The 26392-nt window shown below is 71.4% G+C and carries 24 protein-coding genes and 1 pseudogene; 16 read left to right on the top strand and 9 right to left on the bottom strand.

Going from position 1 to position 26392, the window contains the following annotated elements:
• Positions 1 to 70 precede the first annotated feature (70 nt).
• Positions 71 to 1129 carry a sensor histidine kinase gene (locus HD597_RS65740; RefSeq protein WP_253741168.1) on the bottom strand — a complete coding sequence of 353 codons (1059 nt, stop codon included), beginning with the start codon at positions 1127 to 1129 and terminating at the stop codon, positions 71 to 73.
• A 293-nt stretch (positions 1130 to 1422) separates the two neighbouring features.
• On the opposite strand from HD597_RS65740, the gene HD597_RS08185 reads away from it, so the two are divergent.
• Together HD597_RS08185 and polX are read left to right on the top strand one after the other, a co-directional pair.
• The gene (locus HD597_RS08185; protein WP_253741165.1) at positions 1423 to 2391 is read left to right on the top strand and encodes an aldo/keto reductase; all 969 of its coding nucleotides are present in this window, start codon (positions 1423 to 1425) and stop codon (positions 2389 to 2391) included.
• 177 nt (positions 2392 to 2568) lie between these two features.
• Positions 2569 to 4248, top strand: a complete 1680-nt coding sequence (polX, locus tag HD597_RS08180; protein ID WP_253741163.1) for a DNA polymerase/3'-5' exonuclease PolX — start codon at positions 2569 to 2571, stop codon at positions 4246 to 4248.
• On the opposite strand, the gene HD597_RS08175 is transcribed toward polX, so the two are convergent.
• A complete protein-coding gene (locus HD597_RS08175; protein ID WP_253741162.1) occupies positions 4249 to 4563 on the bottom strand; it encodes an SH3 domain-containing protein in 315 nt (104 codons plus the stop codon). It abuts the gene before it with no gap.
• A 596-nt stretch (positions 4564 to 5159) separates the two neighbouring features.
• Between HD597_RS08175 and HD597_RS08170 the strand changes: the two genes are divergently transcribed.
• From HD597_RS08170 to HD597_RS08160, 3 genes are all read left to right on the top strand, one after another.
• Positions 5160 to 6095 (top strand): hypothetical protein, encoded by a 936-nt coding sequence (locus HD597_RS08170; protein ID WP_253741160.1) that lies wholly within the window; start codon positions 5160 to 5162, stop codon positions 6093 to 6095.
• A 198-nt stretch (positions 6096 to 6293) separates the two neighbouring features.
• Entirely contained in the window at positions 6294 to 7340 is a 1047-nt protein-coding gene (locus HD597_RS08165; RefSeq protein WP_253741158.1) for a sulfite oxidase, read from the top strand.
• 141 nt (positions 7341 to 7481) lie between these two features.
• Positions 7482 to 9515, top strand: coding sequence for a wax ester/triacylglycerol synthase domain-containing protein (locus HD597_RS08160; protein WP_253741156.1), 2034 nt, complete (start codon positions 7482 to 7484; stop codon positions 9513 to 9515).
• Here the strand turns inward: HD597_RS08160 and HD597_RS08155 are convergent.
• Entirely contained in the window at positions 9453 to 9998 is a 546-nt protein-coding gene (locus HD597_RS08155) for a TetR/AcrR family transcriptional regulator (protein ID WP_253741154.1), read from the bottom strand. The genes HD597_RS08160 and HD597_RS08155 overlap by 63 nt on opposite strands.
• A gap of 222 nt (positions 9999 to 10220) precedes the next feature.
• Between HD597_RS08155 and HD597_RS08150 the strand changes: the two genes are divergently transcribed.
• Positions 10221 to 10796, top strand: coding sequence for a TetR/AcrR family transcriptional regulator (locus HD597_RS08150; RefSeq protein WP_253741152.1), 576 nt, complete (start codon positions 10221 to 10223; stop codon positions 10794 to 10796).
• Positions 10793 to 12307 (top strand): MFS transporter, encoded by a 1515-nt coding sequence (locus tag HD597_RS08145; protein ID WP_253741150.1) that lies wholly within the window; start codon positions 10793 to 10795, stop codon positions 12305 to 12307. Before HD597_RS08150 ends, HD597_RS08145 begins: the two co-directional genes overlap by 4 nt.
• A gap of 119 nt (positions 12308 to 12426) precedes the next feature.
• Here HD597_RS08145 and HD597_RS08140 read toward each other — a convergent pair whose 3' ends face one another.
• Complete coding sequence (locus tag HD597_RS08140) at positions 12427 to 12861, bottom strand: helix-turn-helix domain-containing protein (RefSeq protein ID WP_253741149.1); 435 nt, start codon at positions 12859 to 12861, stop codon at positions 12427 to 12429.
• A gap of 143 nt (positions 12862 to 13004) precedes the next feature.
• Between HD597_RS08140 and HD597_RS08135 the strand changes: the two are divergent.
• Positions 13005 to 13337 (top strand): annotated as a pseudogene (locus HD597_RS08135) (STAS domain-containing protein); the annotation flags it as partial.
• 197 nt (positions 13338 to 13534) lie between these two features.
• On the opposite strand, the gene HD597_RS08130 reads toward HD597_RS08135, so the two are convergent.
• On the bottom strand, positions 13535 to 14464 hold the full coding sequence (locus tag HD597_RS08130) for an aldo/keto reductase (RefSeq protein ID WP_253741147.1): 930 nt from the start codon (positions 14462 to 14464) through the stop codon (positions 13535 to 13537).
• 36 nt (positions 14465 to 14500) lie between these two features.
• Here HD597_RS08130 and HD597_RS08125 point away from each other — a divergent pair, with 36 nt between their 5' ends.
• Positions 14501 to 15460, top strand: coding sequence for an alpha/beta hydrolase (locus tag HD597_RS08125; RefSeq protein ID WP_253741144.1), 960 nt, complete (start codon positions 14501 to 14503; stop codon positions 15458 to 15460).
• 39 nt (positions 15461 to 15499) lie between these two features.
• On the opposite strand, the gene HD597_RS08120 is transcribed toward HD597_RS08125, so the two are convergent.
• Positions 15500 to 16522, bottom strand: coding sequence for a polyprenyl synthetase family protein (locus tag HD597_RS08120; RefSeq protein ID WP_253741142.1), 1023 nt, complete (start codon positions 16520 to 16522; stop codon positions 15500 to 15502).
• A gap of 135 nt (positions 16523 to 16657) precedes the next feature.
• Here HD597_RS08120 and HD597_RS08115 point away from each other — a divergent pair, with 135 nt between their 5' ends.
• The 7 genes from HD597_RS08115 to HD597_RS08085 all read left to right on the top strand — a co-directional run bounded on the left by HD597_RS08115 (position 16658) and on the right by HD597_RS08085 (position 24279).
• Positions 16658 to 17989 carry a cytochrome P450 gene (locus HD597_RS08115; RefSeq protein WP_253741140.1) on the top strand — a complete coding sequence of 444 codons (1332 nt, stop codon included), beginning with the start codon at positions 16658 to 16660 and terminating at the stop codon, positions 17987 to 17989.
• Positions 17986 to 18828, top strand: a complete 843-nt coding sequence (locus HD597_RS08110; RefSeq protein WP_253741138.1) for a terpene synthase family protein — start codon at positions 17986 to 17988, stop codon at positions 18826 to 18828. Before HD597_RS08115 ends, HD597_RS08110 begins: the two co-directional genes overlap by 4 nt.
• Positions 18825 to 20348, top strand: coding sequence for a prenyltransferase/squalene oxidase repeat-containing protein (locus HD597_RS08105; RefSeq protein ID WP_253741136.1), 1524 nt, complete (start codon positions 18825 to 18827; stop codon positions 20346 to 20348). The genes HD597_RS08110 and HD597_RS08105 overlap by 4 nt, the downstream gene beginning before the upstream one ends.
• A gap of 179 nt (positions 20349 to 20527) precedes the next feature.
• Positions 20528 to 22921, top strand: coding sequence for a nitrate- and nitrite sensing domain-containing protein (locus HD597_RS08100; protein ID WP_253741134.1), 2394 nt, complete (start codon positions 20528 to 20530; stop codon positions 22919 to 22921).
• Positions 22918 to 23337 (top strand): roadblock/LC7 domain-containing protein, encoded by a 420-nt coding sequence (locus HD597_RS08095; RefSeq protein ID WP_253741132.1) that lies wholly within the window; start codon positions 22918 to 22920, stop codon positions 23335 to 23337. Before HD597_RS08100 ends, HD597_RS08095 begins: the two co-directional genes overlap by 4 nt.
• On the top strand, positions 23334 to 23711 hold the full coding sequence (locus HD597_RS08090) for a DUF742 domain-containing protein (protein WP_080036635.1): 378 nt from the start codon (positions 23334 to 23336) through the stop codon (positions 23709 to 23711). Before HD597_RS08095 ends, HD597_RS08090 begins: the two co-directional genes overlap by 4 nt.
• Entirely contained in the window at positions 23692 to 24279 is a 588-nt protein-coding gene (locus tag HD597_RS08085) for a GTP-binding protein (RefSeq protein ID WP_253741130.1), read from the top strand. Before HD597_RS08090 ends, HD597_RS08085 begins: the two co-directional genes overlap by 20 nt.
• 99 nt (positions 24280 to 24378) lie before the next feature.
• Here HD597_RS08085 and HD597_RS08080 read toward each other — a convergent pair whose 3' ends face one another.
• The 3 genes from HD597_RS08080 to HD597_RS08070 all read right to left on the bottom strand — a co-directional run bounded on the left by HD597_RS08080 (position 24379) and on the right by HD597_RS08070 (position 26322).
• Complete coding sequence (locus tag HD597_RS08080; RefSeq protein WP_253741129.1) at positions 24379 to 24927, bottom strand: histidine phosphatase family protein; 549 nt, start codon at positions 24925 to 24927, stop codon at positions 24379 to 24381.
• A gap of 131 nt (positions 24928 to 25058) precedes the next feature.
• The gene (locus HD597_RS08075; RefSeq protein ID WP_253741128.1) at positions 25059 to 25586 is read right to left on the bottom strand and encodes a DUF4240 domain-containing protein; all 528 of its coding nucleotides are present in this window, start codon (positions 25584 to 25586) and stop codon (positions 25059 to 25061) included.
• Between the two features lie 37 nt (positions 25587 to 25623).
• On the bottom strand, positions 25624 to 26322 hold the full coding sequence (locus tag HD597_RS08070; RefSeq protein ID WP_253759270.1) for a TioE family transcriptional regulator: 699 nt from the start codon (positions 26320 to 26322) through the stop codon (positions 25624 to 25626).
• Positions 26323 to 26392 lie beyond the last annotated feature (70 nt).

The following is a 26392-nucleotide window of genomic DNA, read 5'->3' as shown; positions in this document are numbered from 1 at the left end:
CATCCTTCAGCACCAATACATGCCTATGTAAATGGCATTTGTGAAATCCACATCATTGACCGGGATGCGATTATTTCTTTCGCGGGACGTAGACGCTGAAGGTGAATTGGCCGGTCCTGGAGGAGGTGGCCTCCAGCCAGCCGCCGAGGCCGGAGACGCGCTCGGCCAGGTTCAGCAGGCCCTGGCCGGCGTCGCCGGGGCGGCGCGGCGGGCGCACCCCGTCGTTCCTGATCGTCAGGCGCACCATGTGGTCACGTTCCAGGAGATGCACGGAGCACTGGCGGGCCTCCGCGTGGCGCAGCACGTTCGTGACGCCCTCGCGCAGGGCGTGCGTGAGCGCCTCCTCCACGTCGCCCGGCAGGTCGCGGCAGGACACCCTGATCTGGCAGCGCACCCGCGCCGACTCCAGCAGCGAGCGCGCCGAGCCCAGCTCGGCGGCCAGCGAGGAGCTGCGCAAACCATGCGCCACCGCCCTGACGTCCGTCGAGAGGCTGCGCAGCAGCTCCAGCGTCTCGCTCACCTCGTCCTGCGCCTTCGGGTCCTGCTCGGCGACCAGCCGCTCCAGGAGCTGCACCTTCAGCACCAGCACCGTCAGCCGGTGGCCGACCAGGTCGTGCAGGTCGCGGGTGAAGCGGCGGCGCTCCAGGGCGACGGCCCTGCGCATGACGTCGGTACGCGCCTCGTCGAGCTGCCTGGCCCGCCTGGCCAGCGTGATCACCGCGTACTCGGCCAGGCCGGTCAGCGGCGCGGCCAGCGCCCACAGCGGGTCGATCATGGACCGGTCCGGAGCCGCGAGCACCACCGGCCCGCACGCCAGCGCCAGCAGCACCAGCACGGTCGAGCGGATCCGGCCCGCCATCACCAGCAGCGCCCCCGCCAGCAGCCCGCAGACCGGGGTCCACGCCGCGCCGAACACGGTCAGCGGCAGGTACGTCAGCCACGCCTGCACGGCCACGATCCACCACGCGCCGGCCCGGCGCACCGGGGTCTCGGTGACGAACCTGACGTGCAGGCCCACCAGCACGAGCAGCGCCAGCGCGCCCTCGGCCACCATGCCCGAGCTCGCCAGCCCGGTCAGGATCGGCACCGACAGCCCGGCGATCCCGGCGGCCAGTCCGAGGCCGCCCACCCAGGGAAGTTCCCTGAGCCGGGCGCGCAGGTCTTTCCGCCTGGCACGCCGATCACGAAGCTTGGCACGGGCCCTGGACACGAGTCCACCGCGTGTGTCTTCCACCTCACCCCCGGTATGCGTTCGGGTCTGCCGGATCAGGCACGTCGCCAGGGCGCCCACCGTTTTGCAACGTTCCTCTAATCGACCCGATCAGCGTCGCCCGTGTAAAGGTCATTTCCGCTTTTGGACAAACCTGATTTCGCATCCACCCACTAGGTAACGTGGACATATCTGGTCATATGGTGAGTGCCATGAAGTACACGCAACTGGGTCAATCAGGCTTGAAGGTCTCCCGGCTCTGCCTGGGCATGATGAGCTACGGCGATCCCGCCGAGCAGCAGTGGGCGCTGGCGCGGGACGAGGCGGAGCCCCTCGTCCGCAGGGCCGCCGACGCGGGCGTGACGTTCTTCGACACCGCCGACGTCTACAGCGCGGGCGCGAGCGAGGTCGTGACCGGCGAGGTGCTGCGCGCCACCTTCGCCAGGCGCGAGGACTACGTGCTGGCCACGAAGGTGTACTTCCCGATGGGCAGGGGGCGCAACGACCGCGGTCTGTCGCGCAAGCACATCCTCGACGCCATCGACGCCTCGCTCACCCGGCTCGGCACCGACTACGTGGACCTCTACCAGATCCACCGCTGGGACGACCAGACGCCCATCGAGGAGACCATGGAGGCGCTGCACGACGTGGTCCGGGCGGGCAAGGCCCGCTACCTCGGGGCGTCCAGCATGTGGGCCTGGCAGTTCGCCAAGGCCCAGCAAGTGGCCGAGGCCAACGGGTGGACCAGGTTCGTCTCCATGCAGAACCACTACAACCTCCTCTACCGCGAGGAGGAGCGCGAGATGCTGCCGCTCTGCGCCGACCAGGGCGTGGGCGTGATCCCGTGGAGCCCGCTGGCGCGCGGCGTGCTGGCCAGGGCCGGCTCCGCCACCGCGACGGCCAGGACGGGCTCGGACGAGCGGATCGACTACCTGTACGACCCGGAGAACGACAAGCTGATCATCGACCGGGTGGCGCAGGTGGCGGCGGAGCGCGGGCTGCCCGCGGCGCAGATCGCGCTGGCCTGGGTGCTGGCCCGGAGGGAGATCAGCGCGCCGATCGTGGGGGCCACGAAGGAGCGGCACGTGGACGATGCCGTGGCGGCCGTTTCCGTGGAGTTGTCGGAGGAGGAGATCGCGTTCCTGGAGGCGCCGTACCGGCCTCGTGAGGTGCGCTTCTGAACGACGGAGCCGGCTGGAGGGCGGCGTCCGGCTCCCCCTTCTGCCGCCCTCCTCACGCCCAACGGCCCCCGCACCCTGGACCGGCCCTCCTCGCGTGGAGGATCGCCCGCCTCTGCGGGCCCTCGCGGGAGAGCCATCGCAGCCAGGACTGTCGTAGCGGCCCCCTAAGGTATGGGCATGCGGGCAAACGAGGAAGCGGCGGCGGCGCTGCAGGAATACGCGGAGCTGTTCGCGCTCTGCGGCGGCGACGCCTTCCGGGTGCGGAGCTACCAGAAGGCGGCCAAGGCGATCGCCGGGTATCCCGAGGACATCTCGGTCGTCGACGTGCGCTCCGTGCCCGGGGTGGGCGAGGCCATCGCCAAGAAGATGGAGGAGTTCCTGCAGCGCGGGAGCTTCCGGCAGCTCGACGACCTGCGGGGCCGCGTCCCCGACGGCGTGCGGCGGCTGACCAGGGTGCCGTCCCTGGGCCCGAAGACCGCGATCATGCTGTTCGAGGACTACGGCATCGACTCCACCACGGCGCTGAGCGAGGCGATCACCTCCGGCCGTCTCGACGGCGTCAAGGGCCTCGGCCCCAAGACCCTGGCCAACCTGCTCAAGGGCATCGAGCAGCTGGAGCAGTCGGGCCGCCGGGTGCACATCGGCGTCGCGATGTCCCTGGCCGAGCAGGTGATGGGCTCGCTCAAGGCCGAGCGCATCGCGTACGCGGGGTCGCTGCGGCGGATGCGCGACACGATCGGCGACATCGACATCCTCGCGGTCGCGCCCGAGTCCATCATGGAGGACTTCCGCGCCCAGCCGTACGTCGCCGACGTCATCGCCGCCGGCGACAAGAAGACCTCGATCCGCACCACGTCCGGCATCCAGGTGGACCTGCGCGTGGTGCCGGCCGGCTCGTGGGGCGCGGCCATGCAGTACTTCACCGGCTCCAAGGAGCACAACGTCGCCATCAGGGAGATGGCGGTGAAGAAGGGCTGGAAGCTGTCCGAGTACGGGCTGTTCGAGGGCGAGCGGGTGATCGCCGCCGAGTCCGAGGAGGACATCTACGACGCCCTCGGCATGCAGTACGTTCCGCCGCCGATGCGCGAGGACGGCGGGGAGGTCAAGGCGGCGCTCGCCGGCGAGCTGCCCGTCCTGGTCGAGCTGGCCGACCTCAAGGGCGACCTGCACACCCACACCGACCTGACCGACGGCATCGCCTCCCTGGAGGACATGGTGGCCGCCGGTCACGCCCGCGGCTACGCCTACTACGCGGTCACCGACCACGCGCCCGACCTGGCGATGCAGCGCATGACCCTGGACAAGGCGCTCGAACAGCGGGGCCGGGTGGCCGAGCTGCAAGCGAAATATCCCGACATGCGCCTCCTGCACGGCACCGAGCTCAACATCGCCCCCGACGGCTCGGTCGACTGGCCGGGAGAGGTCCTGCGGGAGTTCGACGTGTGCGTGGCCTCCGTGCACTCGCACTTCGGCATGTCACGCGACGAGATGACCCGCCGCTTCATCACCGCCTGCGAGAACCCGTACGTCGACATCATCGGCCACCCCACGACCCGCAAGATCGGCAAGCGCGAGCCCGTGGACGCCGACTGGGACGCCGTCTTCCGTGCCGCGGCCCGCACCGGCACCGCCATGGAGATCGACTCCTTCCCCGACCGCTCCGACCTGCCGTCCGACCTGGTGCGGCTGGCCAGGCACCACGGGGTGAAGTTCTCGATCGACAGCGACTCGCACGCGATCCCGCACCTGGCCAACCAGCGGTTCGGGGTGGGGATCGCGCAGCGGGCCTGGCTGACCACGGACGACGTCATCAACACGTGGCCGCTGGAGCGGCTGCTGGCCTTCCTGGGGCGCTGATCACTCCCCCGTCCAGGCTTGGAGCCTGTTCCGCCAGATCCAGCGGCCCTTCTGCTCGCCGTCCTTGACCCGCACCCAGTGGCCGGGGCCGCGTCCCCTGGCGGCGCAGGTGGCCTTGACGGGGGTGTCGGACGGGGGCAGCTCGGCCGTCTTACGGTGCTTCTTGCCAGGGCCCAGCCTGACGGGGGCCGGGTCGGCTGTCTGGTTGACGTAGTGGCAGGTCGGGCTGCGGTGGGTGATGGTGCCGGCGGCGGCCGGGGTCAGAGGGGTGATGGCGAGTGCGGCGCCCGCGAGGAGGTGGGTTGCGGCTCCCATGAGCGTTCCCTTTCGACGGTGTCCGTGCCCCCTGCTCCCAAATACAGACATAACGCCATATAGATGTATGTTTTGCCCCGATTTTGGCCGCCCCGCGAGGCACGGATGGCGCCCACCCCACCAGCACCGCGCCGCGCCCACCACACCACTCAACCCGTCCACCCGTCCGACCAACACTCCGCACCACACGACCGCCGCCTCCAGGCCATCAGTCACCCCAACGTGATCCGCATCCCGCACCACGAGCCACTGCCTAACGGGATCCGCACTCCGCACCGCGAGCCACCCCAAGGCGACCGCCCTTCGGACCATCAGCCGCCCCAAACGCGACCAGCACCCTGGCCACCAGCGACCCCAAGGCGTCCAACACCTTGCTTCCCTGGCTGCTCCCGACACCCGTTGTGTCCAGGGCCCTCTTCACGACTCGCCCGTCGCCGTGCGGCGAACTCCGCCGTTCACCGCCATTTCCACCACTCATTCCTTGCCTGTGAGCCCACCCCCGAGGAATGTCAAACCACGGTCCGATGTGCCCGCCCCGAAACTGCGAAAGAGTGGCCTCACCACCCGCACACCCACCATCAAGGAGCCCTCGCAGGATGCCCTCCGCGCGAAAGAAGTCCCGCAAGCTCTGGACGCGCGTTCTCGCCGTGCTGGCAGCGCTGCTCGTCGCCGCCCTCGCCGGAGTGGTCCTGGCCTACCCTTCCCTGGCCGCCACCACCTGCCCCGGCTGCTACGGCCTGATCGAGCTGGAGGGCTCCGTCTACACCGAAGACGGCCTGTCAGACGCCCAGAAGGCACAGGTGAAACGAACGGTCGCCGAGGCCCGCACCCGGATCACCGACTTCTACGGCACCCGTACGAGCTCTCCCACCCTGCTCGTCTGTATGACAGAGAGCTGTTATGAGCGAATCGGAGGCGGCAAGGAGCGCGGCATCGCGGTGCTCAACCGGGCGGTGATGCTCTCCCCGAGAGGCGTCGACACGGTGATCGCCTCCCACGAGATGTCGCACGTCGAGCTGCACACCAGACTCACGTCCGGGGCGGAGGTCCCGCAGTGGTTCGACGAGGGCCTCGCGGTCGTGGTCTCCGACGACGCCCGCTACCTCGCCCCCGAAACGGCCGAGGACCGCGGAACCACCGACGCCCGCCAACCGGCCGAGGACCCCGGAACCACCAACGACCCCGGAACCGCCTCCACCCCCCGAACCGCCTCCACCCCCCGAACCACCAACGACCCCGGGACCACCGATGACCCCCGGGCCGCCGACGATTCCGGGACCGCCGACGGTCGTGGGGCGGTCAAGGACCCCGGGGCAGCCGACGACCGCTGCCTGGTGCCCCCGTCAGGCCCGCTTCCCGTGACGCTCGACGAGTGGCTGACCGCCGCGAGCAAGGACGCCGGCACGTACGCCAAGTCCGCCTGCCAGGTGGCCCGCTGGTTACGCGACAACGGAGGCCGCGCAGGCCTCCTCTCCCTGATCGAACGCCTCAACGCCGGCACACCCTTCGCCACCCTCGTGAAGGCGAGCTGAGCCGGCACCCCGCCACACGAGGACATGGCCCGTGGAGGCGTTGGGGTGGGCCTGACCTCGGGTAGGAGTCGGTGAGCGGCAGCAATGGAACGTTCCCGCAGTGTCATGACAGATTTTGGCAATGAGGGGCGCGCGGAGACAGCGCGAGGAGATTAAATGGTTTCCTGGTAGGAAATAGGCACTAAGAGGTGATGCTCCATGAAGCAAGCCACCGCGGCGATCGTGAAGCCGCTGCCCGACCACCTGTTCAGGGTCCACGGCAACAGCGCCGAGATGCGCTGGGAGTCCATGGCGGGGCTCGGTTACCACACCCCGAACGACCGCTTCTTCGTCCGCAACCACACCTTCACCCCGCTCATCGACGTCACCACCTGGCGGCTGGGCATCCACGGGGAGGGCGTGCGATGTCCGCGCGAGTTCAGCTACGACGAGTTGCGCGCCATGCCGTCGCGCACGTACGACCTGGCGATCGAGTGTGCGGGCAACGGGCGGCGTTTCTACCGCACGCAACAGCACGACGGCGCTCCAGGCACGCAGTGGGGGCTCGGCGCGATCGGGGTGGCGCGGTGGCGCGGGGTGCCGCTGAAGTATCTCCTCAGCCAGGCCGGCGTACGCCCCGAGGCGGTGGACGTGCTGCCCACCGGGCTCGACGCCCCGTTCGAGGATCATGGTCACGTCCGCCGTCCGCTGCCCATCGGCAAGGCCATGGACGACGTGCTCGTCGCCTATGAAATGAACGGCGTCCCGCTGCCGCCCGACCATGGATTTCCGGCACGGCTGGTGGTGCCGGGATGGGTGGGAATAGCGTCGATCAAATGGCTCGGCGACATGGAAGTCTCGACCCGGCCGCTGCACACACCGTGGAACACGGTGTTTTACCCCGACGTCACGACACAGCCGGTGAAGAGCGCATTCGAGATCCCCTGGAATGCGCGCGTGCCTGTCGCGGGCCCGCACATCCTGCGTGGGCGATCATGGTCGGGGCGGGGCAGGATCGTCCGGGTGGAGGTCAGCTTCGACGGCGGGCTGAGCTGGCGCACAGCCGAGCATCACGGCCAGCACCTGGTCAAGGCCTGGCTGCCCTGGCACATCGCCTGGGCTCCGGAGCGCACGGGAACACGCCTGCTCATGGCGCGCGCCACGGACGAGACCGGCGCCACGCAGCCCCTCACCACACCGCGCCACCCGTTCGGCTATCACTTCGACGCCGTCGTGCAACATCCCATTCACGTCGTCAATGGATAGGAAATTGTCACCGATCCGGGCTGAGCTGGAGATTTCCATTACCACTCGTACGGCGCACTCGAATTCATCTGAAAGACTCGCGCAGAAACCTCCCCGACATCCCCTGATGCGATGCTGCCCACATCAGGAAAAGGAGAGCCGATGCGCCAGCTGACCGCACTCGACGCCCAGTTCCTCAACGTCGAAACGCCCACGACCGCCGCGCACGTGGCCGGCCTGGCGATCCTCGACTCGGCGGACGGCGCGGTCACCCGGAGCGCGCTCGCCGAGCTCCTCCTCGATCGCATCCACTTCTCTCCCGCGCTCAGCCTGCGCCTGGCCGAGGTGCCCCTCGGCCTCGACCACCCCTACTGGGCCGCCGATCCCGGCTTCGACCTCGACCACCACCTCTTCGAGCTGACCCTGCCCGAGCCCGGTGACCACTGGCAGCTCGCCGACGCCGTCGCCCAGATCCACGCCCGCCACCTCGACCGGGCGCACCCGCTGTGGGAGATGCACCTGATCAACGGACTGTTCGACGGCAAGGTGGCCGTCTACACGAAGGTGCACCACGCAGCGATCGACGGCGTCTCAGGCGCGGAAACCCTCGCCACGCTGCTCGACCTGACCCCGGACGGACACCTGACACCGAGAAGCCGCCAGACGACGGCGAGGAACGACGGAGAAGCGACGCCAGGCGCAGGCGCCGGCACGGGGTCGGGCCTGGAGGCAGGCGCCAGCGCGGGCGCGGGCGCGGGGGCAGGGGCCATCGCCGGGGCGACGGGTGCGGGCGGTGGGACGGCGATGGTGAGCGGCGGTACAAAGCCGACGACCACGGGCGGCACGGGACGGACGGCCGCGGGCGGCACGGAACGGGCGGCCGCGGGCGGCGCGGGACGGGCGGCGGTCGGCGCCGCGGATGCCGAGGTCCCGGCCGTCGGACAGCCGCTTGAGGAGCACCGCATCGTCTGCGAGACCGGCTCCGGCCAAGCGCTCCACGCCGCACGTCCGCACGGCACCGCCCGCGCCGTTCGTTCTCGTGGCACCACCGGGGCGGTCTCGTGCGACATCCACCCGAGCCACCCGAGCCACCCGAGCCACCCGCACGACCCCGACACCCGCACCTCGCGCGACCCCGACACCCGCACCTCGCGCGACCCCGACACCCGCACCTCGCGCGACCCCGACACCCGCACCTCGCGCGACGCCGCCCCAGCCCGGGCCGCCGACGACGCTCCCAGCGTGATCGGGATGCTGGCCGGGGCCGCGTTCCGCACCGCCACGCACCCCGTCCGCGCCGTCCAGTCGGTGGTCAGAGCTGCCGGAGACCTGGACGCCATCCCGGTCGTGGGAGCCCTGCCCGGCGCGAAGCTGGTCGCCAAGGCCGCGCGGATGGTGACCGGCGACCAGCACCACCGCCCCGAGCTGCCCAGCCTGGCCGTCCCCCGTACCCCGCTCAACGGCCCCATCAGCGCCCGCCGTCACCTGTCGTTCGGCTCGCTCTCGCTCAAGGACGTCAAGAACGTCGCCAAGGCCAACGGCATGAGCGTCAACGACGTCGTCATGACCCTGTGCACCTCGGCCCTGCGCTCGTGGCTGCGTGAGCGGGACGCGTTGCCGGAGGCGCCGCTGATCGTGGCCGTGCCCGTGGCGGTGCGCAGGGCGAAGGCGAAGGACCTGGTGGGGAACCAGATCTCGGCCATGGTCGCCCCCATGCCCACGAACCTGCCCGACCCCATGGAGCGTCTTCAGGCGGTCGTCGCCGCCATGGGCACGGCCAAACGACGGTTCGCGCTGGCGCCGGCGACGTGGCTGGGCGAGCTGTGCTCGATCCTGCCCGCCCCGCTGACGAGCCTCGCCACTCCGGCGATCTTCCGGCTGGCCGGGATGGCGTGCCCGCCGATCAACCTCATCATCAGCAACGTGCCCGGCCCGCAGTTCCCGCTGTACATGTGCGGCGGCCGGGTGCTGTCGTACTACCCGCTGTCCGTGCTGACCGACATGAGCGGCGGGCTGAACATCACCTGCTTCTCCTACGACGGCATGCTCGACTTCGGCATCGTGGCCTGCCCTGACCGGGTGGACGACGTGTGGGGCCTGCTGGACCACCTGCGTACGGCGCTGGACGAGCTGCTAGACGAGCGAGTGGGCGATGAGTTCCGCGACGGCGTCGGGGTCGATCTGGTGACCCGTTAGCTGGCAGAGGTTCTCCTGGTAGATCAGGATGGCGGCGAACGTGGCCGCGGCCACCTCCAGCCGGGCCGCGTCCCCGCGCGCGCCCGGCAGGGCCAGGCCGAGCGCGAACCGGGCGCGCCTGGCCAACTCGCCGTTGAGGCGCCCGAGGCGTTCCTTGACGGAGCCGTGCGTGTCGGCCTCGCGGAACAGGATGCGCCGCATCGCCGGTGAGGCGCGCAGCGGCAGGGCGCGCGACAGCCTGGCCAGCGTGCCCGCCAGGTCGCCGGGAACGGCGTCGACCTGGTCGTCCTCCTCGACGTGCGTGCGCTCGTTCACGAGGGCGACCAGTACGTCGATCTTGCGCGGGAAATAGTCGGAGATCAGCTCTTTGGGCACTTTCGCGAGCTTCGCGATGACCACGGTCGGGGTGGCCTCGTAGCCGCCACCCGCGAAGAGCTCCTCGGCCGCGTCCAGGATGCGCGTGCGCGCGTCACCGATCACCACAGCTCCGAACCATAGCCCCACCTGCGACTCCATCGCCATCACGGGGAAGCGAGAGGCGTCTGCCGAGCCGCGCTCGGTCAGGCTCGGTTCTCGCTCGACCCCCGAACATGCCGGGCGAAACAGCGACGAATCAGGTGAACTCTTCGTACCGCAGAGCAGAGCTCTGAGTCATTCAGGTATCGTATGAGACATTGATGTCTCAAACGATACCTAGGTGTGTACATGGCAGCGACGCGCGACCAGATCATGAAGGCCGCGATCCATCACCTCAACGAGAGCCCGGCCGCCTCCATGGCGCAGCTCGCCGAAGCCGTGGGGATCAGCCGGGCCACCCTGCACCGCCACTTCAGCAGCCGCGACGAGCTGATGCTGGCCCTGGCCCACCGCGCCTACGACCAGTGGGAGCGCCTGCAGGTGACCAGCGGCGTGGCGGCGGCGACCGCGTCAGGCGACCCCGAGGCGCTGGAGCAGGCCCTGAACGCGCTGCTGGAGGGCGTGATCGACGTCGCCGACGAGTACGGGTTCGGCCTGACCGATGACCGCCTGGCGACCCATCCGGAGCTGCGGCGGCGTACCGACGAGCTGGAGGAGCGCGAGGTCGCGCTCTACGCCGCCGCGCAGCGTGCGGGCCTGCTGCGCACCGACCTGCCCGCCCGCTGGATCAGCAACACCGTGTACGGGCTGCTCGTGACCGTGCGGGAGAGCCTGCGCAACGGTGACGTCGCCCGGCGGGACGTGACGCGGCTGCTGATCAGCACGTTCCTGCACGGCGCCGCACCCCAGGGGGAGGAAGGATGACGATCACCACGTCGCCCGTCTCGTCGAGGAGGCGGTGGGCGGGCCTGGCGGTGCTGTCGGCCAGCGTGCTGCTCGTGGTCATGGACATGACCGTGCTGAACGTCGCCCTGCCCGCCATCTCCGAGGACCTGCGGCCCGAGTCGATCGAGCTGCTGTGGATGGTGGACGCGTACGCGCTGGTCCTGTCCGGGCTGCTCGTCACCGTGAGCGCGCTGGGCGATAGGTGGGGCCGCAAGCGGATGCTGATGACGGGGTTCGCGGTGTTCGGGCTGGCCTCGCTGGCCGTGCTGGCGGCCGACAGCCCGCTTGAGGTGATCGCCGTGCGGGCGCTGCTCGGCGTCGGCGGCGCCATGATCATGCCGTCCACGCTGTCCATGATCCGGAACCTGTTCACCGACCCCGCCGAGCGCGCCAAGGCTCTCGGCGTGTGGTCGGCGATGGCCGCGGTCGGCGCCGCGCTGGGGCCGGTCGTGGCGGGCGTGCTGCTGGAGCATTTCAGCTGGCACGCGGCGTTCCTGGTGAACGTGCCCGTCATGGTCCTGACGATCGGGTTCGGCCTGTTCCTGCTGCCGGAGTCCAGGAACCGGAGGCCCGGACGCTGGGACGCCGTGGCCACGCTGCTGTCGATGGCCGGCATGGTGGCCCTGGTCTACGCGATCAAGAACTTCGGCAAGTACGGCCTCACCTCCCCCGGCGCCCTCGTGGCGGCCGTGGTGGCGGTGGTGGCGCTGAGCTGGTTCGCGGTGCGGTGCCTGCGCAGGGAGGATCCGCTGCTGGAGCTGCGGCTGTTCCGCAGCGCGCCCTTCTCGGCCGGGGTGGTGACCGCGCTTGTCACGTCCATCGCGATGGCCTCGGTGTTGCTGCTGCTCGCGCAGTGGATGCAGCTCGTCCAGGGGTACGGGCCGCTGGAGACGGGCGTGCGGCTGCTGCCCGCCGCGCTGGCCGCCGTCGTCGCCTCGCCGCTGGCCCCCTCGCTGGCGGCGCGCATCGGAGCCCGTACGGTGCTGGCCGGCGGGCTGGCCCTGACCGGGCTGGCGTTCCTGCTGCTCGTCGTGGCGCCCAGCCCGCTGGGGTACTGGCCGGTCGCGGTCGCGCTGACGTTGATCGGTCTCGGGAACGGCTCGCTCGCCATCGCCTCGGCGGCCATCATGTCGGGCTCTCCGCCGGCGAAGTCGGGCAGCGCGGCCGCCATCGAGGAGACCAGCTACGAGCTGGGCGGGGCACTCGGCGTGGCCGTCCTGGGCAGCGTCGCGGCCGCCGTGTACCGGAGCGAGGTGGCGTACACGGGGCCGGGGGCGGGGGTCGTACGGGAGTCCCTGGGCGGGGCGCTCGACGTCGCCAGGGAGCTGGGGGCGGCGGGCTCCCGGCTTGCCGGGCAGGCCACGGCGGCGTTCACCGACTCCCTCGTCCTGACCAGCGGGGTCGCGGCCGTGCTGCTGGGGGTGGGCACGCTGGCGGTGTGGTGGCTCACGCCGCGCGACCTCGACGTGTCCTCGTCGGACCACCACTGAGCCACCCTGCCCTGGCCGCACGTGAGGTGTGACGCGTGAGGCTGATGGGCGGTCCGGGGTGCCGGTGCCCGGCGGTCGGGGCGGAGCGGGCCAGCCGGGCGGGTGCGGGCCGGGCGGGGTCAGAGGTCCGGGCCGGCGACCTGGTCGGCTACGCGGCCGATGCGGGCGAGGCGGGCCAGGGCCGGGCGGGCGAGGACCTCGCCGATGTCGTGCAGGGCCACGATCAGCTCCTCCACCCCGTCGAGCGGCATGACCGGCTCCCTGCTCAGCAGGATCCCCCGGTAGTCCTCGGGGGAGACGGCGCCACCGGGCAGTTCGATCCGTTCGTCCTCGACCCGGAACAGCACCGGGACGGAGGTGTCGAGGGCCAGGGCGAGTGCGGTCAGCTCCGCCGCCGTGAAGGACCGTTGCCCGCGTTCGGCCTGGTGGACGGCCTGGCGGCTCCATGGCCTGTCGAGGTAGCGGCCCAGCGCCTCGCCCAGCTCGGTCAGCGACATCCGGCGCTCCGCGCGCAGCCGGGCGATCTGCCGCCCGATGGCCTCTTCGACCCGCATCCCTCACCTCTTCCACCTCGGTTGTCATTCCCCAGGATGACACCGACAGTCACCCATTGACGGACGCCCGACGACCGCAGTACTGTAAATGCTCAGAGTTCCCCGTCAATGTAGTCGATGACACGAGCGATGGTGAGGCCGAGATGCAGGACATCGTCATTGAGGTGGTCGGACCGGTCGGCGACTGCGCCGTGCTCAAGGTCGCCGGCGAGGTCGACGTGTTCACCGCCCCCAAGCTGCGTGAGCAGATCATCGACCTCGCGGCCAAGGGCACCGTGCACGTCATCGTCGATCTGGGCGCGGTGCAGTTCCTCGACTCGACCGGGCTGGGCGTGCTCGTCGGCGGCCTCAAGCGGCTGCGCACGCAGGACGGCTCGCTCGCGCTCGTGATGACCACGGACCGCATCTCGCGCATCTTCAAGATCACTGGGCTGACCGCCGTGTTCGCCTCCCACGCCTCCGTGCAGGACGCGATCGCCGCCGATCCGCACTGGACGCAGGCCGTCGAGGGCGAGGCGGGCGGCGTCGCCGAGTGGGTCGCACAGCAGGGCCTCACGGCCGCCTGACAGCGGCGCCCGGACTCAGAGCATGCCACTGCGCTTCTCACCGCCCCTTGTCGCGCGGCGGCAAGGGGCGGTGAGAAGCGCGGGGTGGGGCGCGCGGCCCCGAGGGGTCAGGGGCGGGAGGCCTCGTCCAGGATGGCGAGCTCCTCGGCGCCGAGCGTCAGCGCCGCCGCCTCCATCAGCGGCCGCAACTGCTCCAGGTCCCGCGCACTGGCGATCGGCGCCGTGACCGTCGGCTGGGCGGCCAGCCAGGCCAGCGCCACCGACGCCGGCGCCGCCCCACGCTCCCTGGCCAGCTCGATGAGCGCCTCCACCGTCCTGGGCCCGTGGACGGTCTCCAGGTACTCGGCCGCCTTCCCGGCCCGGGGGCTGTCCACGGCCACGCCGGGCGCGTACTTGCCGGTCAGGAACCCGCGCGCCAGCCCGAAGTACGGCACGCTGGACAGCCCCTCCCCGGCCACGACCTCCCGCAGCTCGCCCTCGTAGCCCCGCTCGACCAGGTTGTACGGCTGCTGCAGCGCGACGTACCTGGCCACCCCCTCCGCCTCGGAGATCTTGAGCGCCTCCGCCAGCCGCCCGGCGGAGTAGTTGGACGCCCCGACGTGGCGGACCTTGCCCTCCTGGATCAGCGCGTCGAACGCGGCCAGCGACTCCACCAGCGGCGTGTCGTGGTCGTCGACGTGGGCCCAGTAGAGGTCGATGTAGTCCGTACGCAGCCGCCGCAGCGAGTCCTCGACCGCCGTCCTGATCGTCGCCGGCGCGAGCCCTTCGAGCCCCTCCAGCATGCCGACCTTGGTGGCCAGCACGATCGAGTCGCGGTTGCGGCGCGAGGCGAGCCACTCGCCGATGATCGTCTCGGAGGTGGACTCCCCCGTGGCCCAGTACGGGTAGACGTCCGCCGTGTCGAGGAAGTTGCCGCCGCCGTCGACGTAGGCGTCGAGGATCGCGAACGACGTCTCCTTGTCGGCCGTCCAGCCGAAGACGTTGGTGCCGAGCGATATCGGGAACACGGACAGGTCCGTGGTGCCTATTGATCTCATCCCGCTATTATCCGCACATCCAACAAGGAGATCGCGATGCGGCCCCGGTTACGAGGATGCCTGGTCGGCGTGGTGGTCGCCGCCGGTCTGGGCCTGGCGGCCGTGGCGGTGCTGCGGCCCGGCGGCGGCGATCCGCCCGGCCGGGAGCCGGCTCCGGCTCCGGCCCGCACCGAGGTCGTCAGCGAGCGCCGGTTGGACGAGCGCAGGATGGAGCTGACGATCAGGTCACGGGCGCTCGACGCCACCGCGAAGGTACGCCTGCTGCTCCCCCGAGGCTGGGAGTCGCGTACCGGCTGGCCCGTGCTGTGGCTGCTGCACGGCGGGCTGGACGACCACACCTCGTGGACCGCGAAGACCGACGTCGAGGCCCTGACCCGCGGCACCGGCGTGCTCGTCGTGATGCCGGACGGCGGCGGGTGCGGCAGCTACTCCGACTGGTGGAACGGCGGGGAGGGCGGCCCGCCGCGCTGGGAGAGCCACCACCTGGAGGAGCTGCTGCCGCTGCTCGAAGAGCGTTACCGGGCGGGCCCGCGGCAGGCCGTCGCGGGGTACTCGATGGGCGGGCAGGGCGCCATGTTGTACGCGGCCAAGGGTCGTTTCGAGGCGGCGGCCTCGTTCAGCGGCGCCCTGCACATCCTGGGCCCCGGCGTCCCGCAGGCCGTGATGGCGGGCACCGCGATCGGCTGCTTCGGCACCGACTGGAAGCGCATCTGGGGCGATCCGGAGGAGCAGCGCGAGATCTGGCGCGCGCACAACCCCTACGACCTGGCGGGCAGGTTGAAGGGTGTGACGCTGTACGTGTCCGCCGGGGAGGGCGACCTGGTGGAGGACCTGGCGAACCGGGCGGCCAGGGCGTTCGCCGGCCGACTGGACGAGCTGGGCATCCCGGTGCGCACCCGTTTCCACCGCGGCGGGCACAACCACACGTCCTGGCAGCGGGAGCTGCACCGGGCCTATCCCCTGCTGATGTCGGCCATCGGCGCGCGGCCCGCCTGAGGAGGGCCGGCCGGCCGCGGTGCCGGGGGCGCGGGGCGGTCAGTTGACCCGGTCGACCAGGGAGCGGCACAGGTCGCGCAGCTCCGCGGCGTCCGGCAGGCACTCGTCCAGAGCGTGGAGTGCCGAGGACAGGTACCGCTCGGCCAGGGCCTGGGCCGCGTCCCGGCCTCCTGCCTGTTCGGCCAGGCCGGCGGCGTACCGTACCGTGTCGTCGTCCGTCGCGCCCGACATGAGGACGGCTGACAGCTCGCGGGCGGCCGTGGTGCCCGAGGACAGGGCGGCGAGTATCGGGAGCGTCTTCTTCTCGCGGCGCAGGTCGCTGTGCACGGGCTTGCCCGTGACGTCCGGGTCCCCCCAGATGCCCAAGATGTCGTCCACGATCTGGAAGGCCACGCCGAGGTCGCGCCCCATGTCCCACATCCGTGGGGCGAGCTGCGGAGCGCCGCCCAGCTCGACGCCCGCCGCCGCGGCCGCCCCCAGCAGGCCGCCGGTCTTGCCGGCCGCCATCTCGAGGTACTCCTCGGTGGAGACGCGGTCGGGCCCGGCCCAGGCGCGCTGCTCGAAGGCCATGTCGGCGGTCTGGCCCTGCACGAGCTCGACGAGGGCGGCCGACAGGTGGCGCATCGCCGCGGGATGGCCGGCGAGCTGCCTGACGGCCAGCGCCAGGAGCGCGTCTCCGGTGACCAGGGCCGGCCCCACGCCGTACGCCTTCCAGAGCGCCTCGCGGTGCCTGCGCTGCTCGTCGTTGTCGATGATGTCGTCGTGCACCAGCGAGAACGCGTGCACCAGCTCGACGGCTGCCGCCGCGGGCAACGCCGGCTCCGCCGTGCCACCGGCCGCCTCCGCGCTCAGCAGCGCGATCGCGGGACGCAGGCCCTTGCCCGCGCCGTGGTGACGGGGCTTGCCGTCGATGCCGGACCACCCCAGAGTGAACGCCGCCATCGCGGCGCCCCAGGGATGCAGCACGGCGACGGCCTCGCGGAGCGCCGGCTCCACCAGCTTCCGGCAGCGGGCGACGGCCTCGTCACCGGGCCCCGTGAGGGCTCTGTGGCCGACGTCCATGCATGCGCTCCTTGCTCCCGGCGATCTTGAAATTACCCGAAGTGTCGTGTGATACTCCACGGGAAGCTTAACTTTTGTCAGTGAATGTCCGTCATTCGAGACGGATGCGTTGGAGGTCCGGTGTCGTTCGACGGCATGCCGACTCGTCATGCCCAAACCCTGCCCCTTCTCCGCTTACTGACAAGGAACGCCCGCGACCCGCTCCGTGCCGTCGAAGAGGCAGGCCGGCGCGCGAACGGCGAGCTCGTCCGGCTGAACATGGGCCCGTTCCGCCCGTACCTGGTCACCCATCCGGACCACGTGCAGCACGTGCTCAAGACGAACCAGTCCAACTACCTGCGCACGGGCATGTTCTGGGACCCGCTGGCCCCGCTGATCGGACAGGGCATCCTGTCGGACGGCCCCGGCTGGAAGGCCAGCAGGAGCATCCTCCAGCCGATGTTCACGGCCCGGTACGTCGACTCGCTCGCCCAGCGCATGGCCGCCATCGTCACCGACCTCATCGACTCGGTGGTGGCGCCCGGGCGGCCCATCGACATCGCGGACACCGTCTCCGCCCTGATCCACCCCGCGATCGTCCGGCTCTTCCTGGGCTCCACGATCTCCGACGCGGACATCGAACGGCTGGCGCCGGCCTACGACACGGGCGTGACCGCCCGCGCGATCCGGTTGCTGCTGCCGTTCGTGCCCGAGCGGTTCCCGTTACCGGGCGACCGCGCGTTCCGCGAGGCGATCAGGACCATCGACGACGTCGTCTACCCCCGCATCCGGTACGCCAAGGCCCGCGGCGAGCACGAGAACGACCTCGTCTCCCTGCTGTGCGAGGCCCGCAAGGGCGAGCCGGACATGGACCGGCTGATCCGCGACGACATGGTCGCCGTCCACGGCGCCGCCACCGAGACCTCCGTCACCGCGCTCACCTGGGTCTGGCCGGTGCTGGACGCGCACCCGGAGATCGCCGCGAACGTCTACGAGGAGATCGACCGGGTGGTCGGCCCCGGCCCCGTCACCCTGGCTCACCTGCCCGGGCTCACCTACCTGCGGATGTTCCTGGACGAGCTGGTACGGCTCTACCCGCCCGGCTGGATCCTGCCGAGGACGGCGATCCACGCCGACTCGATCGGCGGGGTGGAGATCTCCGCCGGGTCCACGGTGGTGCTGAGCCCGTTCCTGACGCAGCGGCTGCCCGAGTTCTGGGAGCGGCCGCTGGAGTTCGACCCCGGGAGGTTCGCGCCGGAGAACGCCCGCGGACGGCACCGGTACGCCTACTTCCCCTTCTCGGCGGGGCCGCACTCGTGCCTGGGTCCGCGCCTGTTCACGATGGAGGCGCTGCTGCTGGTGGCCGGGATCCTGTGCAGGTACCGGCCGGTGCTGCACACCGACGGCCCGGTGGTCCCCCGGCTGGCCTCGACGTTGCGGGCGACCGCCGGGCTGTCCATGACCCTCGTTCCCGTGGGGCGCGGATGAGCGGCCTGACCGTCGCGGCGGACCTCGGCAGGGCCTGCGCGCTGGGCGTCGAGTGCGCCCGCGACCTGAGCCGCCACGCCGCCCGCTTTCCCGGCCTCTTCCCCGCCAGGCCCTTCGACCCCGGGTTCTTCCACTCGCTGGGCCTGGTCGGCGCGTTCGGCTCGCCCTGGGCGAGGGCGGAGGAGCTGCGGGCGGTCAACCGGGCGGCCCTGTGGGTGTTCGCCGTGGACCTGCTCATCGACCACGTCGCCACGTCGCGGGCCGAGGTGGCCGCGCTGACCGGCGACTGCGTGGCCGTGGCCGCCGGCGGCAAGGAGCCGGACAGCCCGCTCACCCGGTTCCTCGCCGAGCTGCGCGACGACGCCGGCGGGGACCCGCGCTGGTGCGACCAGCTGGAGCGCATGCTCACCGCGATGGAGCGCGAGTGGCAGTGGGGTGCGTCCGGGGCCGTCCTGAAGCTCGACGAGTACCTCGCGAACGCGGACAGCTGCGGCTCCTCCTTCGTCAACCTCTCGCACTGGCTGTCCACCGGCGACCCCGCCACCCCGGCCGGTCTCGACCGGGTCCGCGAGGCCGGTGACGAGGTGCAGCGTTACCTCCGGCTGCTGAACGACCTGACCACGTACGACAGGGAGAGCCGCTGGGGCGACGCCAACGCCCTGACGCTGGGCGCCGAGCGTGACGAGGTGATCGAGCGCATGGCGCGGCACTCGCGCGCGGCGGCCGAGCTGATCGAGCCGCTGCGGGAGAGCTCGCCCAGGGCGGCGCTGTACCTGGAGCGGCAACTGGGCTTCAACACCGGCTTCTACGGCATCACCGACTACTGGGGAGAGATGTGAACGTCACCCGCGAGGCCGGCGCGCTGGTGGCGACGCTGATGTCCACGCCGTGGGGTCAGGTGTCCGCGTCGGTCTACGAGACGGGACGGCTGGTCACCCTGGCCCCGTGGCTGATCGGGCATCGCGAGCGGGTCCACTACCTGCTGCGCACCCAACGGCCCGACGGCTCGTGGGGCGCGCCCGACGGCTACGGCCTGGTGCCGACACTGAGCGCCACGGAGGCCCTGCTCACCGTCGCGTCGGGATCCGGCGAAGGGCTCACCCCCGAGGACATGGAGCACGTGGCGCAGGCGGCGCGCAGCGGGCTGGCCGCGTTGCACGAGCGGCTGCCCCGGGTGTCGGACGTGCCCGACATGCCGGCCGTCGATCTGATCGTCCCCGGGCTGGTCACGCTCATCAACGCGCACGGCGCGAGCGCGCCGCTCCCCCTGCCTCTCGGGCTCGACCACAGCCGGGTCGAGCAGGTCCGCCGGGTGGTGGAGTCCGGCGCGAGCCTGCCGGAGAAGCTGCTGCACGCCCTGGAGGCCACGGGCCTGTCGGGCGGCGCGCGGTCCGTCCGCCCCACGGTGATCGGCACGATCGGCGCCTCGCCCGCCGCGACCGCCGCCTGGCTCTCCAACGGCGCCGAGCTCGAAGCCGACTTCGCGCTGCGCCATCTGGAGGCGGTGGTCACCCGGTACGGCGGCCCGGTGCCCGTGGGGCTGCCGATCACGGTCTTCGAGCGGGGCTGGGTGCTCACCTGGCTCTCGCGGGCGGGTCTCGACGTCCAGGTGCCGCCGGAGATGCTGGCCGACCTCAGGGCGTCGATCGGCCCGGCGGGCACTCCGGCGGGCCCCGGGCTGCCCGCGGACGCCGACACCACGTCGGTGGCGCTGCACGCCCTGGCGCTGCACGGCGTGGCCCTCGATCCGGGGAGCCTGCTGGCGTTCGACACGGGCACGCACTTCTGCACCTGGCAGGGCGAGGACGGCTTCTCCATCAGCGTCAACGCCCACGTGCTCGACGCGTTCGGCTCGTACGCCGCCACCGCCCCGGCGAGGGCGGGGGCGTACGCGGAGGTCAGGACCCGGCTGGCCGGCCTGCTTGCGGAGCGGCAGCACCCGGCGGGCAACTGGGAGGACCGCTGGCACGCCTCACCGCTCTACGCGACGCTGAGCTGCGTGCTCGCGCTCGGCGAGTACGGCGGCCGTGAGCACGCCGCCGCGATCGCCATGGCGCGGGAGTGGGTGCTCGGCACCCAGCGCGCCGACGGGTCGTGGGGGCGCTGGGAGGGCACGCTGGAGGAGACCGCGTACGCGATCCAGGCGTTGCTGCTGCCGGAACGGGCGCGGGGCGGCGCGGTGGACGAGCGGTACGCCCGCGCCGCCGCGCGAGGCCACGCGTACCTGCAGCGTATGGGTGATATGTCGGACTATCCGTCGCTTTGGCATGACAAGGACCTTTACACGCCTATCGCCATTGTCCGGGCGGCGATCCTGGCGGCCCTGCACCTGGGCGCATCTGCCTTAGAATCCCGGTAAATCGGGACTTAAGGTCATGTATTAGGATTTTCCCGCCTTGAGCGGGCCTTGCGGCATTGCTAAGGTATCCCGGGTGCCGTTTGCAGAAATATCCACGAAAGTCTTGACATTCGGCTTGACGCACCCCTCTGACCTGGACGGTTAATATGCGTTTGCGTAACTCAAGCGTGCGGACCAAGGTGACAGCCTTGCTGGTGTCGCTGGTCGCGCTGTGGGGTTTCGCCGCCTGGGTCACCTTGCGGGAGGGCGTCAACCTGCTGGGCGCCACCACTGTCGACAGTGGCGCGGTGCAGCCCGCCGAGGTGCTCCTCGCGGAGCTCCAGCGCGAGCGCCGGATCACGATGGAGGCTCTCGGCAGCCCGAGACGGCTGCCCGACAAGTCGCTGCGCGACCAGCGGGTCAAGACCGACACGGCGCACAGCACGCTCGTCGAGTCCGCGACCAGCGCCAGCGTGCGGTTCGCCGCCGACGCCACCCTGACCCGCCGCATCGACGAGGCGCTCGAGACCACCGAGGGGATCAACGCCACCCGGAAGACCATCGACAGCGGCCGGCTCGACCAGACCCAGGCCGCCGACGCCTACAACGACGTCATCGACTCCCTGTACCGCATGTTCGACGGCGTGGCCGCGCTGGACGACAAGGAGATCGCCAAGGACGCGCGCACCATGCTGGCGATCAGCCAGTCCAGCGAGTACCTGGCCCGCGAGGACGCGCTCTTCGCCGGTGCGCTGGCCAGGGGCGGGTTCACCCGGGCGGAGCACACCGAGTTCGTACGGCTGTCCGGCTTCTACCGGATCTCCCTGGACAAGGCCGCCGCCCAGCTCAGGCCCGAGGACGCGGCCGCGTACCAGGTGTGGGCGAAGAGCCGTGCGGTGCAGCAGCTTCAGGTCCTGGAGCAGCGCATCGCCCAGTCCGACGGCGGGCTCGTGCCGGCCGTGACCGCGCAGGAATGGCGCTCCGCCACCGAGCCCGCCCGCGCCTCGCTGGAGAAGTTCATCACCCAGGGCGGCGACAACCTGGTCGAGCGGGCCGTGCCCGGAGGCATCGGCGTCGTCGTCCGGCTCGTCCTGGCCGGCGGCCTCGGCCTGCTCGCCGTCATCGCCTCCATCGTGCTGTCGATCACCACGACCAGGCAGCTCCTCGCCCAGCTCAAGAAGCTGCGCGACGCCGCCCACGAGCTGTCCGACGAGCGCCTGCCCGGCATCGTCGAGCGCATCGGCCACGGCGAGGAGGTGAACGTCGCCAAGGAGGCCCCGGCGCTCGACTTCGGCGACGACGAGATCGGCCAGGTCGGCCAGGCGTTCAACACCGTGCAGCGCACCGCCATCGCCGTCGCCGCCGAGCAGGCCGAGCTGCGCCGCAGCATCCGCGACATCCTGCTCAGCCTCGCGCGCAGGACGCAGGGCCTGGTGCACCGCCAGCTCACCGTGCTCGACGTGATGGAGCGCCGCGAGACCGACCCCGAGGAGCTGAAGGAGCTCTTCCGGCTCGACCACCTCGCCATCCGCATGCGGCGCAACGCGGAGAACCTCATCGTCCTGTCCGGCTCCTCCCCCGCCCGTACGTGGCGGCGCTCGGTGCCCATGGTCGACGTGGTCCGCGGCGCGCTGGCCGAGGTCGAGGACTACACGCGCGTCTCGCTCATGCCCATGGGCGACGTGGTGCTCGTCGGCCGCGCCGTCGGTGACGTCATCCACCTGCTCGCCGAGCTGATCGAGAACGCCGTGTCGTTCTCGCCCCCGTACACGAACGTGCAGGTCAACGGCCAGCTCGTGGCCAACGGGTACGTGATCGAGATCGAGGACCGCGGCCTGGGCATGAAGCCCGAGGACCTCGACGCGGCCAACGAGCGCATCGCCGACCCGCCCGAGTTCCGCATCACCGGCACCGCCCGGCTGGGGCTCTACGTGGTCAGCCAGCTCGCCAGGCGCCACGAGATCCAGGTGGTGCTCAAGGCGTCCCCCTACGGTGGCACGACGGTCGTGGTGCTGCTGCCGCAGGAGCTCGTCCAGCTCGACCCCACGCCCGAGCCGCGCGACGGCGGCGAGCGGGACCGGCTGCCGCGCAGGCAGCCGGCCGTGGCCACCGCCACCCGGCCCACCAACGGGCCCACCAACGGGCCCGCCACCGGGCCCGCCGGGCCCACCACGGCGGAGAACGTGCGCACGCTCCCGTCGCGGCCCGCGGCCGTCCCTGCCCCCACGCCCCCGCCCGCCCCTCGGCCCCGGCCCGAAGCCGTGCCGAGACCCGAAGCCGTGCCGAGGCCGGAAGCCGTGCCGAGGCCCGAATCCGCGCCCGCCCCGGAACCACAAGCCGAAACGCCAGCCGAACCGGAGCAGCAGTCTGTGACCGAGTTCACACCAGGGGGGCTTCCCCTTCGGGTGCCCCAGGCCAACCTGGCGCCAGCGCTGCGTGACGACACACCCACGCAGCCCGACTTTGAGGAGGACGATGACGAGCGCTCGCCGGAGGAGATCCGCGCGATGATGGGATCTCTGCAGTCAGGCACCCGGCGCGGCCGCTCGCAGGCGGCCAAGATGCTGGAGGAACAGCAAGGAGGTGACGCATGACCCCCACCGCGGGCACCGACCTCAACTGGCTGATGGACGACCTGGTCAACCGGGTCAAGGAGGCCGAGCACGCGATCGTGCTGTCGTCCGACGGGCTGCTGATGGCCTCGTCCGCCGGGCTGCAGCGGACCGACGGCGAGCATCTGTCCGCCGTCGCCTCCGGGCTGCAGAGCCTGGCCAAGGGCGTCTCGGACCACATCTCCGCCGGTGCCGTACGGCAGACGGTCGTGGAGTGGAAGAACCAGTTCCTCATCGTCACCGCGGCCGGTGAGCGGGCCTGCCTGGCCGTCCTGTGCGCGCAGAACGCCGACATCGGGCTGGTGGCGTACGAGATGGCGATGATGGTCGCGCGGGTGGGCCAGTACCTCACCTCCGGCGCGCGCAACGCCCAGGCCGTCGCCGGGAGCGACCGGTGAGAGGCGCGGACGAGCCCACGGACGAGCACTGGGTGGATCCGGAGATCATCCGGCCCTATGTCGTGACCCGTGGCCGTACGCAGCCTGCCCACGGCAGGTTCGACCTGATCTCCATGGCGCTGGCGGTCGGCCCGCCGCCGGGGCCGGACGCCGGGCTGGACCCCGAGCACCTGCGCATACTCCAGCTCTGCCGCGAACCCAAGTCCGTAGCCGAGATAGCCGCATACCTGGACCTACCGGCCGGCACCATCCGCGTGCTGCTCGGCGACCTGTTCGACCGCGAACTCGTCTCTGCCCAGGAACCCCGATCCGAGGTGGACATGCACGACATGAAGATGTACAGGGCGGTGCTCGATGGTCTTCGCTCGCTCTGAGCGTCCGCGCCTGCCGACGGCGATCAAGATCCTGGTCGCCGGCGGGTTCGGCGCGGGCAAGACGACGATGGTGGGCGCGGTCTCCGAGACCCGGCCGCTGCGCACCGAAGAGGTGCTGACCGACCGCGGCATCGGCGTCGACGACCTGACCTCGGTGGAGGCCAAGCGCACCACCACCGTGGCGATGGACTTCGGCCGGATCACCCTCGGCAACGACTACGTCCTGTACCTGTTCGGCACGCCGGGGCAGGAGCGGTTCTGGTTCGTGTGGGACGAGCTGGCGGAGGGCTCCCTGGGCGCCGTCATCCTCGCCGACACCCGGCGCCTGGCCGACTGCTTCCCCTCCGTCGACTACTTCGAGCGGCGCGGCACGCCGTTCGTGGTGGCGGTCAACTGCTTCGAGGGCTCGCCGACGTTCGAGCTCGACGAGGTACGACTGGCCCTGCAGCTCAACCCGTCGATCCCGATCATCATGTGCGACGCCCGCAAGCGGGACTCCAGCAGGGAGGTCCTGATCGCCCTCGTCAAGCACTCGGCCCGGCTGCGCGCCGAACCGGTCGGCAGCTGACTCCCGGGCGCGTCGAGGACGGCCCGCACCCGACCGGTTCCTTCGTCATGTCGATGAGGGGATCGGTCGAGCCCGCGGCGTCCGCCGGCCAGGAGTTGTTCAGAAGCCGTCCGGCACCGTGTAGTACCAGCCCGGCTGCCAGGCGAACCGCCCCTCCCCCAGCACCCCCTCCAGTGAGGCTCCACCGAGCAGGCAGTCCAGCGCCCACCGGTTCGCGGAGTGGGCGATCACCAGCACCCGGGCACCGTCCCACCCCTTGACGAGATCGTGCAGGAAGGCCCGGGTGCCCGCCACGACCTGCCGGTAGCTCTGCCCGCCCGGGAACGGCTCGTCGATGTGGCGGGCGCGGCGTTCGGCGATCAGCGTGGCGGGACTGCCGTTGAGGTCGCCGTAGTCGCATTCCCGCAGCCGCCGGTCCTGGTGGATCGGGGGGTGGGCGTCGGGGAAGGCGATCCGGGCCGTCTGGACGGCGCGGTGCAGGTCGGAGACGAACACCGCCGCGAGGCCGTCGGCCCGGCGGCGGTCGCCCAGCTCGCGGGCCTGGCGGTGGCCCGCGGCCGACAACTCGCCCGGGAGCCAGCCGGTGGAGATGCCGTCCTCGTTGTCGGTGGTGGTGGCGTGCGTCTCGTAGATGAGCTCCACGGCCATGGCGGGCCTCCTCCGGCTCGCGTTTCGGGGCCGGTCGTGAAGGCCGTCCGGCTGGCCTCCATCCTCGCCGCCCCATGGCCGGCAAGGCCAGAGGCGGCCTGGAAGTCCTCCGGCACGGCTCGGGCGGGGGCTCAGCGGTCGTACAGGGCGGCCAGGCGGGGCAGGCGGCGGTCGAGCTCGTCGCCCTCCTCGAAGTCGAAGCTCCACTCCGGGTCGAGGTCGGGGTAACGAATCGTGTAGGACCCCTGCGGCAGCCGCTCACCGGTCGCCTTCTCGTAGGCGCTGTAGGCGGCCCCCAGCATCTCCTCACAGTCCTTCTCCAGCCGGCCGGCCGCCGCCTCCTGGACGGCAGGCAGGTCGGCGAGCGAGTCGGGATCGGCCACGACCCGTTCGAACACCTCACGCCCCTGCGTGATCAGCCAGCCCCGGAAGTACTCGAAGGCGTCGTCCGAGCAGCCGCCGTTGATCATGTAGGCGGCTCCCCAGAGCGGGGCCCGGTAGGAGCCGGCCATCAGGTCCCAGAAGGCCTGCGCGGCGGCGATGATCTCCGCGGGCGGAAGGGCGGAGAGCCGGTCGGTGAGCCGGGCGGCGACCTCCCACTCGTCGCCCGCGCCGGCGCGGGAGTCCTCCACGAGCTGCCAGTAGCGTGTGGTGTCCATGGCCGGACAGCATGCCAGCCGGGGCCGACAAGAAACCTCACGCCGGCCCGTCCAGGTACGCGTCCAGCGCCGCCGCGCCCCGCAGCATCGCCCGGCCCCTGGCCGACAGCCGTGCCTGCCAGTCGCCCAGCGCGCTCTCCAGGGGGGCGAGGCCGCCCGCCGTACGCACCTGGCGGATCAGCGGCGCGATCTGCTCCAGCAGGTAGCCGCCCCGCCGGAGCTGGTGGGCGAGCTGCGCGTCGCGTACGTCGGCGGCGCTGTAGACGCGGTAGCCGGTGGCCGGGTCGCGGCGCGGCTCGACCAGCCCGGCCTGCTCCCACTTGCGCAACGTCGCGGGGCGGATCCCCAGCCTCCTGGCCAGCGGCCCGATGAACGTGACCCCCGGCTCCGGCGAGCGCAGCGGCACCAGGGAGCGCAGCGCCTGCTCGACCGCCTGGAGGGTGCGCCGGTCCTCCAGGAGCTGGGCGTGGCTCTCGTCGATGAGCCGCAGCGCCTCCTCGGTGGCGCCCCCGCTCGCCGCCCGCATGATCGACGTGGCCGTCGCGTGCCCGTGCCCGGGCACCAGGGCGAGGAACGCGCGCAGCGCCTGCGCGTGGCGGCTGGTGTAGGTGCGGTAGCCGTGCTCGGTGCGCGCGGCGGGCGGGAGGATCCCGGCCTCCTCGTAGTTGCGGACCGCCTGGGTGGACAGGCCGTGCTCGCGCGCCAGGTCCACCGGGCGCAGCCGCCCTCGGGGCATCGCGTACCTCACCAGGTTGAGGGTCCGGCGGAGGCATCGCACCGGAACAAGCGTCAAAGTCTCAACGGAA

The sequence above is a fragment of the Nonomuraea thailandensis genome (genome assembly GCF_024172165.1).
GTDB classification, from domain to species: Bacteria; Actinomycetota; Actinomycetes; order Streptosporangiales; family Streptosporangiaceae; genus Nonomuraea; species Nonomuraea thailandensis.
Note: the sequence above shows the minus strand (reverse complement) of the source record. Positions and strands in the feature narration are given on the sequence as shown.

What these genes read in the sequence shown, in the direction of transcription:
- HD597_RS08115 (WP_253741140.1), top strand. Translation starts at nt 16,658, where the DNA reads ATGCCGACTCGTCATGCCCAAACCCTGCCCCTTCTCCGCTTACTGACA.
- HD597_RS08165 (WP_253741158.1), top strand. Translation starts at nt 6,294, where the DNA reads ATGAAGCAAGCCACCGCGGCGATCGTGAAGCCGCTGCCCGACCACCTG.
- HD597_RS08160 (WP_253741156.1), top strand. Translation starts at nt 7,482, where the DNA reads ATGCGCCAGCTGACCGCACTCGACGCCCAGTTCCTCAACGTCGAAACG.
- HD597_RS08085 (WP_253741130.1), top strand. Translation starts at nt 23,692, where the DNA reads ATGGTCTTCGCTCGCTCTGAGCGTCCGCGCCTGCCGACGGCGATCAAG.
- HD597_RS08095 (WP_253741132.1), top strand. Translation starts at nt 22,918, where the DNA reads ATGACCCCCACCGCGGGCACCGACCTCAACTGGCTGATGGACGACCTG.
- HD597_RS08185 (WP_253741165.1), top strand. Translation starts at nt 1,423, where the DNA reads ATGAAGTACACGCAACTGGGTCAATCAGGCTTGAAGGTCTCCCGGCTC.
- HD597_RS08140 (WP_253741149.1), bottom strand. Translation starts at nt 12,861, where the DNA reads ATGCGGGTCGAAGAGGCCATCGGGCGGCAGATCGCCCGGCTGCGCGCG.
- HD597_RS08080 (WP_253741129.1), bottom strand. Translation starts at nt 24,927, where the DNA reads ATGGCCGTGGAGCTCATCTACGAGACGCACGCCACCACCACCGACAAC.
- HD597_RS08175 (WP_253741162.1), bottom strand. Translation starts at nt 4,563, where the DNA reads ATGGGAGCCGCAACCCACCTCCTCGCGGGCGCCGCACTCGCCATCACC.
- HD597_RS08130 (WP_253741147.1), bottom strand. Translation starts at nt 14,464, where the DNA reads ATGAGATCAATAGGCACCACGGACCTGTCCGTGTTCCCGATATCGCTC.
- HD597_RS08110 (WP_253741138.1), top strand. Translation starts at nt 17,986, where the DNA reads ATGAGCGGCCTGACCGTCGCGGCGGACCTCGGCAGGGCCTGCGCGCTG.
- HD597_RS08125 (WP_253741144.1), top strand. Translation starts at nt 14,501, where the DNA reads ATGCGGCCCCGGTTACGAGGATGCCTGGTCGGCGTGGTGGTCGCCGCC.
- HD597_RS08150 (WP_253741152.1), top strand. Translation starts at nt 10,221, where the DNA reads ATGGCAGCGACGCGCGACCAGATCATGAAGGCCGCGATCCATCACCTC.
- HD597_RS08120 (WP_253741142.1), bottom strand. Translation starts at nt 16,522, where the DNA reads ATGGACGTCGGCCACAGAGCCCTCACGGGGCCCGGTGACGAGGCCGTC.
- HD597_RS08145 (WP_253741150.1), top strand. Translation starts at nt 10,793, where the DNA reads ATGACGATCACCACGTCGCCCGTCTCGTCGAGGAGGCGGTGGGCGGGC.
- HD597_RS08070 (WP_253759270.1), bottom strand. Translation starts at nt 26,322, where the DNA reads ATGCCCCGAGGGCGGCTGCGCCCGGTGGACCTGGCGCGCGAGCACGGC.
- HD597_RS08075 (WP_253741128.1), bottom strand. Translation starts at nt 25,586, where the DNA reads ATGGACACCACACGCTACTGGCAGCTCGTGGAGGACTCCCGCGCCGGC.
- HD597_RS08170 (WP_253741160.1), top strand. Translation starts at nt 5,160, where the DNA reads ATGCCCTCCGCGCGAAAGAAGTCCCGCAAGCTCTGGACGCGCGTTCTC.
- polX (WP_253741163.1), top strand. Translation starts at nt 2,569, where the DNA reads ATGCGGGCAAACGAGGAAGCGGCGGCGGCGCTGCAGGAATACGCGGAG.